This is a genomic window from Mesorhizobium sp. WSM4312 (assembly GCF_002294875.1).
Classification (GTDB): domain Bacteria; phylum Pseudomonadota; class Alphaproteobacteria; order Rhizobiales; family Rhizobiaceae; genus Mesorhizobium.
The window spans coordinates 1-13893 of sequence record NZ_NSFU01000009.1; the positions used below are offsets into that span (position 1 = coordinate 1).

Below are 13893 nucleotides of genomic sequence, written 5' to 3' on the forward strand. Positions count from 1 at the left end.
CGCCTCCGCCCACGCCTCCGACCGAGGCCACGTCCTGCTGTTGCCGACCGGCTACTACCTGATCGGCGGCGCATTCGCCGTGGCCGTCAGCTTTCTCGTGCTGGCGCTGCTGCCCGCAGCCGCCCTCGACCGTTTCTGGCGCAGGCGCCTGTCGCTCTTCGCCCTCGGCGACAGCGCCCGCACCGCCATCAGCCTGATATCCTTTGCCGGCTTTGCAATTCTCGTCGCCGCCGGGCTTTTCGGCAGCCGCGACCCGCTCTCCAACCCACTGCCGCTGGTGATCTGGACACTGCTGTGGGCCGGCATCACGCTGCTGCAAGGCGTCTTCGGCGATCTCTGGTCATGGCTGAACCCTTGGGTTGGACCGTGGCGCCTCGTCTCGCGCCTGCTCGGCACAGGCGACGAGGCACCATGGCGCCTCCCCAGCTGGCTCGGCTGCTGGCCGGCCGTCATCCTGTTCTTCGCCTTTGCCTGGTTCGAACTCATCGATCCGGCGCCTGACGACCCGGCACGGCTCGCCTGCGCCGCCGGCCTGTACTGGCTGCTCACCTTTCTTGCCATGCTGGCGTTCGGCTATCGCGGCTGGAGCCGCAGTGGCGAGTTTCTGACGATCTTCTTCTCGATGGTGGCGCGTTTCGCGCCGGCCGAGCGCGACGAGAATGGCCGGCTTGCGCTGTGCTGGCCGGCCGCCAAGCTGCTGGCCGCAAAGCCACTGCCGCCCAGCGGCATCGCTTTCCTGCTGCTGGCCCTGTCTTCGGTCTCCTTCGACGGCCTGTCGAAAACCTTCTTCTGGCTGGGCCTGTTCGGCGTCAATCCGCTCGAATTCCCCGGCCGCACTGCCGTGATCGGCAGCGGCAGCCTTGGGCTCGTTCTGACATTCGCGATGCTGACGGCGGTGTTCCTTTTCGCGGTCTGGCTCGGCCAGCGCCTGGCCGGCGGCGGTCCGCCGCTTGGCCAGGCCGCGGGACTGCTGGTGTGGTCGATCGTGCCGATCGCGCTCGCCTACCATGTCGCGCACTATCTGACGGCGCTGCTGGTCGACGGCCAGTATGCACTGGCCTCGCTGTCCGACCCGTTCGTGCTGGGCTGGAACCTGTTCGGCACCGCCGACCTCCAGGTCGAGGCCGGCATTGTCGCCGGGGCGGAGTCGGCCTGGTGGCTGTGGAACATCCAGGCCGGCGCCATCATCCTTGGCCATGTGCTGGCCGTTCTCGTCGCGCACGGCTTTGCCTGGCGCCTGCATCCGCAGCCTGGCCGCGCCGCGCTCCGCCAGTTTCCGCTCACCCTGCTGATGATCGCCTACACGGTCTTCGGCCTCTGGCTGCTTGCCACGCCAACGGTTGGATGAAAAAAGGGCGGCCCCGATGTCGTTGGGGAAAGCTCGCTTGCCACATCAGGGCTTTGGTGATTTAGTTTGTACACATGCAATTTTCCGCATCCTCTGAGCGAGGATGCCGAACCCGCCCTATCGTTGGTCAAGACTGAAAAAACAGGGGAACGAACATGGCTGACAAGAACGGATTTTTCGACCTCTCCAAGACTGGCCTTACCCGCCGCACCGCGCTGAAGGGCCTGGCCGCGGGCGCCGGCCTCGCCGTGGCGCCCGGTTTCGTCCGCTATTCCCAGGCGCAGAGCTCGGCGCCGATCAAGATCGGCTTCCAGTCGCACCGCACCGGCATCGGCGCCGCCTATGGCCGCTGGTACGAGAAGACCACCGCTGCCGCGGTCAAGGCCATCAATGCCGCCGGCGGCATCAATGGCCGCCAGGTCGAGGTGATCATCGAGGATGACGGCACCGATCCCGGCCGCGGCGCCGAAGTGGTCGGCAAGTTCGCCACCCAGCACAAGACCGATATCGTCTACGGCACGCTGTTCTCGCATGTCGTCATCGGCTCGGCGCCCGCCGCCGGCGAGGCCAAGATCCCCTACTTCGTCGTCAGCGAAGGCCACCACGTCGCCTCGACCAAGCTCAACCGCTATGTCTTCCAGCCCGGCATCACCGACGTGAAGAGCCAGATCCAGTCGATGGCGCCGTGGATCGCGGCCAATGCGGGCAAGAAGGTGACGCAGATCTTCCCGGATTTCGCCTTTGGCTACGACCACCGCGACTACCTGCCGCCGGCGCTGAAGGCGCAGGGCGCCGAGGTCATCGCGCAGATCGCCATCCCGCCGACGGAATCCTCCTTCACCAAATATTTTCCGCAGATCCCGCCCGAGACCGAGGTGATCTACCACGTCATGGTCGGCCCGGCGGTGCTCACCTTCGTCAAGGAGCTCGGCGAGTTCTACGGCTCCAACCGGCCGCAGCTGTTCGGCTTCATGGATTCGCTGGAAGCCACCGACATCAACAGCCCCGGCCTCGAATTTCTGGACGGCAGCCATTTCTGGGAGGGTTCGCCGCGCTATGCGCAGGCCGATGACAGCGCCGCGCAAAAAGCCTATCGCGCCGCCGTCGGCATCGACGACAATGGTGCGGCCGTAGGCGATCCAAAGGACGTCTCCACCGCGTCGCACATGTTCGGCTGCTGGGAAACCCTCTATGTCGTCAAGAAGGCGATGGAAGACGCCGGCTACAAGGGCCCGGAAGACCGCGCCAAGCTGGTCGAGGCGACCGAGGCGCTGACCGCCTTTGCCGAAGGTCCGGAGCATCCGCAGGGGCCAAAGACCTTCAACGGCAAGATCCATCAGTGCTTCGGCATCCAGAACATCTCTAAGGTCGAAGGCGGCAAGCTGAAGGTGGTGCACAAGACCAAGATCGAGGACGGGCTTTACGAGCCGGAAGGGGACTATACGACGCAGGCGCTTTAGGCTTGGTTCTTTAAGCACAGTGCCCTTCGGCCTCCCCCCCTCTGCCCTGCCGGACCCGACCCTTCGCTGTCGCTCCGGGCGTTCGTCGTTCGGAAAGCCAGGCAATTGGCTTTCCGTCCGCTCCGCGGACCACTCCTCACCCCCCTCAAGGGGTGGGCCCTTCGCATGTGCCTTGGGCTCTTAGCCGATGCACTTCGGTCCTCACCTTCTCCTCGCCGCCCTCGAAGGCCTCGTCACATCAGCCGTGCTGGCGCTGACGGCGCTCGGGCTGTCACTGGTGTTCGGCGTCATGCGCGTGGTCAATGTCGCGCATGGCGAGTTCTTCATGCTTGGCGCCGTGCTCGCCTGGGCCATCTCGACGGCGATATCGGGCCATCCGGCGCTCGGCTTCCTGGCGGCGCTGGTGATCGCGCCGCTGATCGTCGGCGCCATCGCGCTGGTGGCCGAACGGCTGGTGCTGCGCCGGCTCAACTACAATCCGGAAGCCACCATCGTCGCCACCATCGGCATGCTCTACATCATCCAGCAGCTGGCGCTGAGCTTCTATGGTCCGGAGGCGCGGCCCGTCGAGCCGCCCTTCAGCTACCGCATCCTTTTGCCGTGGTTCGGCTATTCCGGCTACAAGCTGTCGATCATTGCCGCCTCGGCGCTCCTGCTGATCGCGACATGGCTGGTGCTGACGCGCACCAGGATCGGCCTGATCATGCGCGCCACGCAGTATGACAGCGAGACGGCGCAGGCCTTCGGCATTCCGGTCGACCGCGTCTATGGCGGCGTCTTCGCGCTCGGCGCCATGCTGGCGGCGATTGCCGCGGTGCTGATCGTGCCGATCAGCCAGGCGCATTACCTGATGGGGCAGGATCCGCTGCTCTTGTCCTTCATCGTCGTCATCATCGGCGGCCTCGGCTCGCTGCGCGGCACCGTCGTCGCCGCCGTGCTGATCGGCCTTTCCGACGGCATCATCTCGATGTTCTTCTCGCCGACCTTGGCCAAGATCATCGCCACGCTGCTGGTCGCCATGGTGCTGGTGTTCCGGCCGCAAGGCCTGTTCGGGACGGCATCGCGATGAGCGAGGCTTCGCCGGCAAGGGCCTATTCCCTGCATCTCGGCGTCATCGCGCTGCTCTTCGTGCTGAGCTTCGTGCTGCCGGACTACTATCACGGCCTGCTCGCCCGCATCATGGTGCTGGCGGTGTTCGCCATGGGCTACAACATTCTGTTCGGCTATGTCGGCCTGCTCAGCCTCGGCCATGCCATGTTCTTCGGCGCCGGGCTTTACGGCGCCGGCCTTGCCATCATCCAGCTCGGCTGGAGCGTGCCACTGGCCATCCTCGGCGGGATTGCCTGCGGCGCGGTGCTGGCACTGGTGATCGGCCTGCTGGCGCTGCGCACCACGGGTGTCGCTTTCATGATCGTCACCATGATGTTCGCCCAGGTGTTTTATCTCCTGATCCTCTACTTCGCGGCATGGACCGGCGGTGACCAGGGCCAGGTCGTGCCGCAGCCGGCGCGCGTCCTCAATCTCGGCGCGACCTCGCTCGACCTCACCAACCCGACCGTGCGCTACATGAGCGCGCTTGGGCTGTTCGCGCTCGTGCTTCTGGTCACGCTGGCCATTGTCCGCTCCCGGTATGGCCGCGTGCTGGTCGCCATCCGCGAGAATGAGGAGCGCACGAAGATGCTGGGCTACGATACCTTCTCCAACAAGCTCATAGCCGTGGTCGTCTCCGGCACGATCTGCGCGGCGTCGGGTGCCGCCTACGCAGTGCTGTTTGGCTATGTCGGCTCGAGCTTCGCGTCGGTGCAGTATTCGATCCTGCCGCTGCTGTGGGTGCTGCTCGGCGGTGCGGCCACGACGCTCGGGCCGCTGATCGGCACGGTCTTCATGTACTATGTCATCGACGTAACCAGCGGCTACACCTCGGCCTATCTGCTGATCGTCGGCATCGCGCTCATCCTTTTGGTGCTGTTCTTTCCCAAAGGCATTCTCGGCAGCATCCGCCAGCGGTGGCTCGGGTGGCTGCCATGACGCCGCTTTTGGCCACCAAGGGCCTGTCCCGCAATTTCGGCGGCCTGCGCGCCGTCGACAGTGTCGACTTCACCTTGATGCCCGGAGAAATTCGCGCCGTCATCGGCCCCAACGGGGCGGGGAAGACCACCTTCGTCAGCATGGTCAGCGGCCGCATCCAGCCGTCTTCGGGAGCGATCGTCTTCGATGGCACCGACATCACCAGCCTACCGGCCTATGTCAGGGTGCGCCAAGGCATCGCCTACACGTTCCAGATCACCAGCATCTATGCCAACCTGTCCGTTTACGCCAACGTCGCGCTGCCCGTGCAACTGACGCTGCGGCACGGGCCTTCCAAGAGCGCAATACAGGCCGCTGTCATGACGGCGCTGGAACGCACCGGGCTGGCCGACCGCGCCCATATGCCGGCCGGGCAATTGTCCTATGGCCACCAGCGCCTGCTGGAGGTGGCGATGGGCCTGGCGCTGAAGCCGCGCCTGCTGATCCTCGACGAGCCTACGCAGGGGCTGGCCGACAGCGAGATCGACAATTTCATCGTGCTGGTGCGCGACATCGCCAGCAGCGCCACGGTGCTGCTGATCGAACACAATATGCCCGTCGTCATGCAGTTGGCCGACCGCATCACCGTCTTCAACGCCGGCAAGATCCTGGCGGAAGGCACGCCGGAGGCGATCCGCGAAAACGCGGCGGTGCAGGAAGCCTATCTGGGGACCGCCCCATGATTGAGAGGAGCAAGACGGAAGCGTTGCGGATCGCGGGACTGGACTGTTTCTATGGCGAAGTCCAAGTGCTCTACGGCCTCGACCTCGTGCTGAACAAGGGCGAGGTGCTGTGCCTGTTCGGCCGCAATGGCGCCGGCAAGACGACGACGCTGAAGGCGATCATGGGCCTGCTTCCTTCAAGCGCCGGCTCGATCAAACTCGCCGGCCGGGAATTGACCGGCCTGCCGGCGCACGAAGTGCCGAAGGCCGGAGTCGCCTATGTGCCGCAAGGCAGGCGGCTGTTCGCCGAGATGACGGTGGCGGAAAACATCGAGATCGGGCTGATGGCGCGCGGCAAGGGCAAGGCGACACGAGAGAGCGTGCTCGACCTCTTCCCGCTGCTGCGCCAGCGGCTGCGGCAGCGCTCGGGCACCTTGTCGGGCGGTGAGCAGCAGATGCTGGCGATGGCGCGCGCACTCTGCCTCGAACCGCAGGTGCTGTTGCTCGACGAGCCGACGGAGGGGCTGATGCCGTCGATGATCGCCAAGATCCGCGAGACGGTATCGAAGCTGCGCGAGATGCACGTTTCGACCATCCTGGTGGAACAGCGGGTCGATGCGGTGCTGTCGGTCGCCGACCGCGTCTCGTTCATCGAGAACGGCCGTAACCGCGAGACGGTGGATGTCGAGGAATTGCGCGCGGATCCGTCGGCGGTGCGGCGGTATGTGGGCGTTGGTTGATCAGCCGAAGAACAGGAAGCCGGCGATCAAGAAGGTCGGGATCAGCACCAGCCCGGACCACAGCATGTAGCCGAAGAAGCCGGGCATCTTGACGCCGCGATGCCTGGCAATGGCATAGACCATGAAGTTGGGCGCATTGCCGATATAGGTGTTGGCCCCCATGAACACCGCTCCCGCCGAGATCGCGGCAAGCGTCGAGGCGAATTCGGTCATCAGGTGGTGTGGATCGCCGCCCGCCAGTTCGAAGAACACCAGATAGGTCGGCGCATTGTCGAGGAAGGACGACAGCGCCCCGGTCAGCCAGAAATAGGCGAGATCGTTGGGCGTGCCTTGCGCCGAAGTGACGAGCGCGACCAGCGGCGCCAGCGCGCCCTCGTGACCGGCCCTCAGGATGGCGACGACCGGCACGATGCAGATGAAGATGCCGGCAAACAATTTTGCCACTTCGGCGATCGGGCCCCAGTTGAAGCCGTTCGCCTTGCGGTATTCCTTGCGCGAAACCGCCAGTGACACGAAGGCAAGCGCCAGGATGACGGCGTCGCGCACCAGGTTCTGCAGTTCCAGCGTCACGCCTTGAATGGACAAGGTGACATCAGGCTTCCATGTGGCCGACAGCAGGATGGCGCCGATGACGCCGGCGAGCAGCGGAATGTTGGGCAGGCCGCGGATGCGAACCTTCGAATCCGGCGTCGGATCCTTGATCTTCGGCTCGCCGGCCTCGCGCCGGTGCAGGATGATGTCGATCGCCAGGAACACCGCCAGCACCAAGCCGCCGACAAACAGCGTCTCGCGCCAAAGGTTGGCGGTCGTCCAGAAGAAGTCGACCCCGCGCAGGAAGCCAACGAACAGCGGGGGATCACCGAGCGGCGTCAGCGAGCCGCCAATGTTGGAGACCAGGAAGATGAAGAAGACGATGACATGGGCGTTGAATGGCCTGGCGTCGTTGGCGCGGATGATCGGCCGGATCAGGATCATCGAGGCGCCCGTCGTGCCGATGACCGAGGCGAGCAGCGCGCCGACCAGCAGCAGCCCGACATTGACCAGCGGCGTGCCGTGGATGTTGCCGGCGACCAGGATGCCACCCGAAATGGTGAACAGCGCGAACAGCAGAATGATGAAGGACATGTATTCGGTGAGCAGCGCGTGCAGCACCGCCTCGGTCGCCGAAGGGATGCCGAAGGCGAGCGCCAGCGGCACGACGACCAGCGCCGCCCACAGGGCCGCGATCTTGCCGTAATGATGCTCCCAGACATGGTGGAACAGCAGCGGACCGGTGGCGATCGACAGCAGCAGGCCGGCAAAGGGCAGCGCCCACCACAGCGACATCGAGGCGCCGGGCAGCGTGTGTTCCTCCGCCGCGACGGCGGCGTCCGGCAACAGCATGGCGACGGCAAGGGCCGCGCCCGCCATCACGCCTGTACCGACCCGCGATAACTTCCCCTGCCGCCCCACCTTCCGTTCAGTCCGACAAATGGTCTTCGAGCGTCACGCCGGCATCGCGCATGCGCCGCAGCATGGCATCGAGCGAGCCATTGAGATCGATGCCGCGGCAGGCGTCAAGCCGGACGGTGGTCTTGAAACCCTGGCTGACGGCGTCCAGCGCCGAAAAGCCGACGCAGAAATCCGTCGCCAGCCCGACCAGGGTGACGGTGTCGATACCGCGCTCCTTGAGGTAGCCTCCGAGGCCGGTCGGCGTCGTGTGGTCGTTCTCGAAAAAGGCCGAATAGCTGTCGATTGCCGGGCGAAACCCCTTGCGGATGACGAGTTCGGCCTTGGTCCAGGCAAGGCCGGAATGGAAGTCCGAGCCGAGGCTGCCCTGGATGCAATGATCCGGCCACAGCGTCTGCTGGCCGTAGGGCATTTCGATCATGGTGAAGGGCTGCGCGCCCGGATGGCTGGAGGCGAAGCTCGAATGCCCGGCGGGATGCCAGTCCTGCGTCAGCACGACATGGTCGGCGTGCCGGATCATGTCATTGACCAGCGGCACGATCTCGTCGCCGCCGGTCACCGCCAACGCACCGCCCGGGCAAAAGTCGTTCTGCAGGTCGATCACAACAAGCGCTTGGTCGGCCATTTGGTCTCCTTCTTCTCTGCGTTGGGCTCAGGCTCCAGTAGAAAGATGCCGCTGACGCGACCGGAGGCAGAAACTTGACCAGATGGCCGGCCGCGTCAACCTCCGAAGGCGTAACAATCTCGTTGTCCGCACCCTGGCAAGCACGACAGCCCAAACTCTGGCTTTGACAATTTCCACCGGCTTGATATCATTTGCATACGAATGAATTTCCGGTTTGCGGACCGGCAAGATCATGCCTGGGGTAAACGCCCTGGGAGGGCCATTTCGGGGAAGGCCCACTCTCTGGGAAGGCAAAGCGTGATCCGTTACGCGAAACCCAACACGGTCGACGAAGCACTCACGCTGCTTGGCGAGGGCGCCTGGCGCATTCTTGCCGGCGGCACGGATTTCTATCCGGCACAGGGCGCGAAGCCGTTCCGCGACAATGTCCTCGACGTCAATGGCCTCGCTGCGTTGCGCGGTATTGCCGAGACGGATGACCACTTTGTCATCGGCGCGCGCACGACCTGGACCGACCTCATCCGTCACCCCTTGCCGCCGGCTTTCGAGGCGCTGAAACAGGCCGCGCGCGAGGTCGGTTCGCCGCAGATCCAAAACGTCGCCTCGGTGGCCGGCAATCTCTGCAACGCCTCGCCGGCCGCCGATGGCGTGCCGGGCCTGCTCGCGCTCGATGCCGAGGTCGAACTGCGCTCGGCGAGAGCGACGCGGCATCTGCCCTTGCCGGATTTCATTCTCGGCAATCGCCGCACGGCCCTGCGGCCTGGCGAAATGGTGACCGCCATCCGCGTGCCTAAGCTGGCCGCCGCCGGTGCATCGGCTTTCGTCAAGCTCGGCGCGCGGCGCTACCTCGTCATCTCCATCGCCATGGTAGCGGCGCGCCTGGTCGTGGCGAACGGCAGGGTTGCCGAAGCGGCCATTGCCGTCGGGTCCTGCTCGGCTGTCGCCAGGCGGCTTGCCGGCGTCGAGGCGGCGTTGCTCGGATTGCCTGGGGATGGCGGGCTCGCCGGCGCCATCCAGTCCGCGCCGATAACGGAACTGTCGCCGATCGCCGATGTGCGCGGCAGCGCCGAGTACAGGCTCGACGCGGTGCGCGAGATTGTTGCCCGGGCCGTGCTGACGGCCGCTGGGCCGATGAACGATCATATGGTGGCGGCGGCATGAGACAAGCTCAGCCTGACATGAACCAGGTTCTGCCCGAAGTGGATGAAGGTCGGCCGGATTTGGGCATAGTCCAGCCCGGCCTCGAGCGCGCCGACATCGCCTTCGCGGTCAATGGCGCCGCCGTCTCGGTCAACGTGCCGCCGCTGCGCCGGCTGTCCCAGGTCCTGCGCGACGAATTGCGGCTCACCGGCACCAAGGTCGGCTGCGATGCCGGCGATTGCGGCGCCTGCACGGTGCTGGTCGACGGCGATCCCGTCTGCGCCTGCCTGATGCCGGCGGCTTCGGCCGCGGGCGCATCGGTGACGACGGTCGAGGGGCTGGCCAACGGCCTGTTGTCAGCGCTGCAGGCTTCTTTCCTGGCCCATGGCGCGGCACAATGCGGCATCTGCACGCCGGCGCTGCTGGTGGCGGCGACAGCACTGTTGGACACGACGCCGAGACCAACCGAAATCGAGGTGCAGGATGCGCTGGGCGGGATTCTGTGCCGCTGCACCGGCTACCGGAAGATCATCGCGGCGGTGATGGACGCCTCCTCGCAAGTGGCAAGCCTCGATTTCCGCCTGCCCCAGTCCGGCCATGCGATCGGCGCGTCGCCCGTCAGGCTGGACGGTGTGCCAAAGGTGACCGGGGCCGAGAAATTCGGCGGCGATTCCTTCCCGGCCGATGCGCTTGCTGTGCTGGTGGTCCGCTCGCCGCATTATCACGCCGGCTTCGCCTTTGGCGACCTCGACGGCTGGGCAAGGAAGACCCCCGGCATCGTTGGTGTCTTCACGGCGGCCGACATTCCGGGCAAGAACTGTTTCGGCGTCATCGGCCCGTTTGCCGACCAGCCGGCGCTCGCCGAAGGGTTTGCGCGGCTTCGCGGCGAGGCGGTGGCGCTGGTCGCCGGCGAGCGCGAGGCAATTTTCGATCTGGACCTGTCGGATTTCCCAATCCGCTGGACCGAGCTGCCGCATGTCCTGCAGCCCAGCGAAGCACAGGCTGAGGGTGCTGCGCTGATCCATCGGAACCGCCCTTCGAACCTCTTGACCTCCGGCTTCGTCGAGCGCGGCGATCCCGAGGCGGCGCTTGCCGGCGCCGCTGTGACCGTGACCGGTGCGATCGACACCTCCTATGTCGAGCACGCCTATATCGAGCCCGAGGCCGGCCATGCCTATATGGACGCCGACACGCTGGTCGTCGTCGCCTGCACCCAGGCGCCCTATATGGACCGCGACGACACGGCGAAGGTGCTTGGCCTGGCTGTCGACAAGGTGCGCATCGTGCCGACCGCGACCGGCGGCGGCTTCGGCTCGAAACTCGACGTTTCGCTGCAGCCGCTGATCGGCCTCGTGGCGCTGAAGACCGGGCGTCCGGCCGCCTTGGCCTACACGCGCAACGAATCGATGATATCGACCACCAAGCGCCACCCCGCAGAGATGAAGGCGACCATCGGCGCCGATGCCGACGGCCATGTCACCGGCATGATCTTTTCAGGCGATTTCAACACCGGCGCCTATGCCAGCTGGGGGCCGACCGTCGCCAACCGCGTGCCGGTGCATGCTTCCGGCCCCTACGCGACGCCGAACTACCGCGCCGAGGGCCGCGCCATCCACACCCATGGCCCGATCTCCGGCGCCTTCCGCGGCTTCGGCGTGCCGCAGGCGACGATCATGCAGGAGACGCTTTACGATGAGCTGGCCGGCAAGCTCGACATCGACCGCCTCGATTTCCGCCTGAGAAACTGCCTTCGGAACGGATCCGAAACAGTCACCGGCCAGAAGCTGGAATCCGGCGTCGGCATTGCCGAATGTCTCGAGGCCTTGCGGCCACATTGGGCGCGGGCGGAAGCCGACGCGGATGCTTTCAACAATGCCAATGGCGATAAAAAGCGCGGCGTCGGCGTGGCGTCCTGCTGGTATGGCTGCGGCAACACCTCGCTGCCCAATCCGTCGACCATCCGGGTCGGCATCGCGGCTGACGGTACCGTCATCCTGCACCAGGGCGCCGTCGACATCGGCCAGGGTTCCAACACCGTCATCGCGCAGATCTGCGCCGACGCGCTTGGCCTGCCGCTGGAAAGGTTCCGGCTGAAAAGCGCCGATACGGCAATCAGCCCCGACGCGGGCAAGACCTCTGCCTCGCGCCAGACTTTCGTGACCGGCAAGGCCGCCGAGAAGGCCGGGCGGGCCCTGCGGGAAAAGATCCTGCGCTTTGCCAATGTCTCCGAGAAGGCAAGCCTGCAACTGGACGGAACGGCGATCGTCATCCGCGAAGGCGAAGCCGCGCGCCGCATCGATCTCGCCTCGCTCGACATGGATGCCGAGGGCTTCGTCTTCCGCGCCGAGGAGACCTACGACCCGCCGACACTGCCGCTCGATGCCAAGGGCCAGGGCAAGCCCTATGCCGTCTATGGCTATGGCGCGCAGATCGCCGAACTGGAGGTCGATCTCAAGCTCGGCACGGTCAAGCTGATCAAGGTCACCGCCGCGCATGATGTCGGCAAGGCGATCAACCCGCTGCTGGCCGAGGGCCAGATCGAGGGCGGCATCGCGCAAGGCATCGGCATGGCGCTGATGGAAGAGTACATTCCCGGCCGCACCGAGAATCTGCACGACTATCTCATCCCGACCATCGGCGACGTGCCGCCGATCGAAACCATCCTGGTCGAGGTTCCCGATCCCGAAGGGCCGTTCGGCGCCAAGGGCCTGGGCGAGCATGTGCTGATCCCGACGGCACCCGCGATCCTCAACGCCATCCGCCATGCCACCGGCGTGCTGGTCACCAAGGTTCCGGCGACGCCGACGCGCATCCGCGCTGGCATCCGTGAAAAAGATGGCATCCGCGAAAAGGAGGCACGCGCATGAGTGAGCTTGCCGAGCGTTTTGAGACCCATGATCCCGGCGAGAAGCTGGTGGCGGAGAAGATCCGCTGCGATGCCTGCCCGGTCATGTGCTACATAGCCGATGGTCGCACCGGCGCCTGCGACCGCTACGGCAATGCCGGCGGCCGGATCGTGCGCATGGACCCGCTGACCATTCTCGACCATGCTGCCGAGACCGGCGGGACAATCGTGCCCTTCGTCGCCGAAGGCGAGGCGTGGGACGGCGAACTGGTCAACACCGGCCGCCGCTTCGTCACGGCAATCGGCGCGGGCACCACCTATCCCGACTATAAGCCGGCGCCGTTCATCGTCAGCCAGCAAGTCGAAGGCGTCGATCTCGTCACCGTCGTCACCGAAGGCATTTTTTCGTATTGCGGCGTCAAGGTGAAGATCGACACCGACCGTCATATCGGACCCGAAACGGCAGTCGTGCGCTCGCAAGGCGAGGCGATCGGCCATGTCACGACGGGCGAATATGGCTCGCAGATGCTGTCGCTGGGCGGCGTGCATCATCTGACCGGCGGCTCCAAGGCGGAAGGCCGGGCAACCTGCGACGCGCTGCTCAATCTGTGCAACCGCAAGCCGGTGGAACTGACCATCGACGGCGGCGCCACCATCATCGTGGAAGCCGGCAAACCGCCTGTCATCGACGGCAAGCAGGAACACCGCATGCGCGTCGGCTGCGGCTCGGCCACCATCGGCATGTTCGCCACGCAATGGCGCGGGCTGGTCGACGAGGTGGTGGTGGTCGACGACCACATCACCGGCGTCGTCTCCGAGCACCAGGCCGGCAAGGTGCTGGGCTGGCAGGATACGGGCATCAAAATCATCGGACGCCGTTCGACGCCGGGCCGCTATTTCAAGGTCTCCGAGCCCGGCCTCGGCTGGGGCGGCACCTCGATTTCCGACCCGCTGTCGATCCTCGGCGAATGGAACGCCAAGAAGGGCGCGCGGCCGGGCCTGTCGCTGTTGATGGTTTCGACCACCGGCGAGCAGTTCGCCTATTACGAGCTCGACGACGAATTGAAGCCGGTCGGGAAGCCGTTTCCGGAGCGGTTGCAGAAGTCGGTCAATCTGATCGAGGACAATTGCGAGCCGGCGCTGTGCACCGTGCTGTTCATCGGCGGTGCCGGCGGCTCGCTGCGCGCCGGCGTCACCGAAAACCCGGTCAATCTCACCCGCTCGGTGCAAGGCCTGAAGACTTACGTGACGGTCGGCGGCGCGCCGGTCTATGTCTGGCCGGGCGGCGGCATCACGCTGATGGTCGATGTCACCCGGGTGCCGGAAGGTGCCTTCGGCTATGTGCCGACGCCGGCGCTGGTGGCGCCGATCGAGTTCACCTTGCGCCGTGACGACTATGTCAGGCTTGGCGGCTACGAGGCCGAGATCCGCAGTGTCGAGGATATCGTCGCCAAGGGCGGCGAATACCTCAACCCGCGCCACGGCACGGGTGCGCCGTCCGACAATCCATGGCCGCCGCTGGCGCAGCTGCGGCGCGCCGCATCGAACGGAGCCTGA

At 65.7% G+C, this 13893-nt stretch carries 11 protein-coding genes; 9 read left to right on the forward strand and 2 right to left on the reverse strand.

Features of this window, described 5'->3' with window-relative positions:
* From CK228_RS16000 to CK228_RS16025, 6 genes are all read left to right on the forward strand, one after another.
* The coding region (locus CK228_RS16000; protein WP_143750590.1) for a hypothetical protein at window positions 1–1348 on the forward strand (1348 nt) is incomplete at its 5' end.
* A gap of 155 nt (window positions 1349–1503) precedes the next feature.
* The gene (locus CK228_RS16005; protein ID WP_095788472.1) at window positions 1504–2808 is read left to right on the forward strand and encodes an ABC transporter substrate-binding protein; all 1305 of its coding nucleotides are present in this window, start codon (window positions 1504–1506) and stop codon (window positions 2806–2808) included.
* A gap of 187 nt (window positions 2809–2995) precedes the next feature.
* Window positions 2996–3877, forward strand: a complete 882-nt coding sequence (locus CK228_RS16010; RefSeq protein WP_095788473.1) for a branched-chain amino acid ABC transporter permease — start codon at window positions 2996–2998, stop codon at window positions 3875–3877.
* Window positions 3874–4836: a branched-chain amino acid ABC transporter permease gene (locus tag CK228_RS16015; RefSeq protein WP_095788474.1), complete on the forward strand. Its 963-nt coding sequence runs from the start codon at window positions 3874–3876 to the stop codon at window positions 4834–4836. Before CK228_RS16010 ends, CK228_RS16015 begins: the two co-directional genes overlap by 4 nt.
* On the forward strand, window positions 4833–5558 hold the full coding sequence (locus CK228_RS16020) for an ABC transporter ATP-binding protein (protein WP_095773229.1): 726 nt from the start codon (window positions 4833–4835) through the stop codon (window positions 5556–5558). The genes CK228_RS16015 and CK228_RS16020 overlap by 4 nt, the downstream gene beginning before the upstream one ends.
* Window positions 5555–6277, forward strand: coding sequence for an ABC transporter ATP-binding protein (locus tag CK228_RS16025; RefSeq protein WP_095773230.1), 723 nt, complete (start codon window positions 5555–5557; stop codon window positions 6275–6277). The genes CK228_RS16020 and CK228_RS16025 overlap by 4 nt, the downstream gene beginning before the upstream one ends.
* Here the strand turns inward: CK228_RS16025 and CK228_RS16030 are convergent, their stop codons facing one another.
* Complete coding sequence (locus CK228_RS16030) at window positions 6278–7687, reverse strand: sodium:proton antiporter (protein WP_095773231.1); 1410 nt, start codon at window positions 7685–7687, stop codon at window positions 6278–6280.
* 49 nt (window positions 7688–7736) lie between these two features.
* Complete coding sequence (gene pncA / locus CK228_RS16035; protein WP_095773232.1) at window positions 7737–8351, reverse strand: bifunctional nicotinamidase/pyrazinamidase; 615 nt, start codon at window positions 8349–8351, stop codon at window positions 7737–7739.
* 297 nt (window positions 8352–8648) lie between these two features.
* Here pncA and CK228_RS16040 point away from each other — a divergent pair, with 297 nt between their 5' ends.
* From CK228_RS16040 to CK228_RS16050, 3 genes are read left to right on the forward strand one after another with little or no spacing between them, the layout of a single operon-like run.
* A complete protein-coding gene (locus tag CK228_RS16040) occupies window positions 8649–9512 on the forward strand; it encodes a xanthine dehydrogenase family protein subunit M (protein ID WP_095788475.1) in 864 nt (287 codons plus the stop codon).
* Window positions 9513–9529: 17 nt separating this feature from the next.
* Window positions 9530–12358, forward strand: coding sequence for a molybdopterin-dependent oxidoreductase (locus tag CK228_RS16045; protein WP_095788476.1), 2829 nt, complete (start codon window positions 9530–9532; stop codon window positions 12356–12358).
* Window positions 12355–13893 carry a 6-hydroxynicotinate reductase gene (locus CK228_RS16050; protein WP_095788477.1) on the forward strand — a complete coding sequence of 513 codons (1539 nt, stop codon included), beginning with the start codon at window positions 12355–12357 and terminating at the stop codon, window positions 13891–13893. The genes CK228_RS16045 and CK228_RS16050 overlap by 4 nt, the downstream gene beginning before the upstream one ends.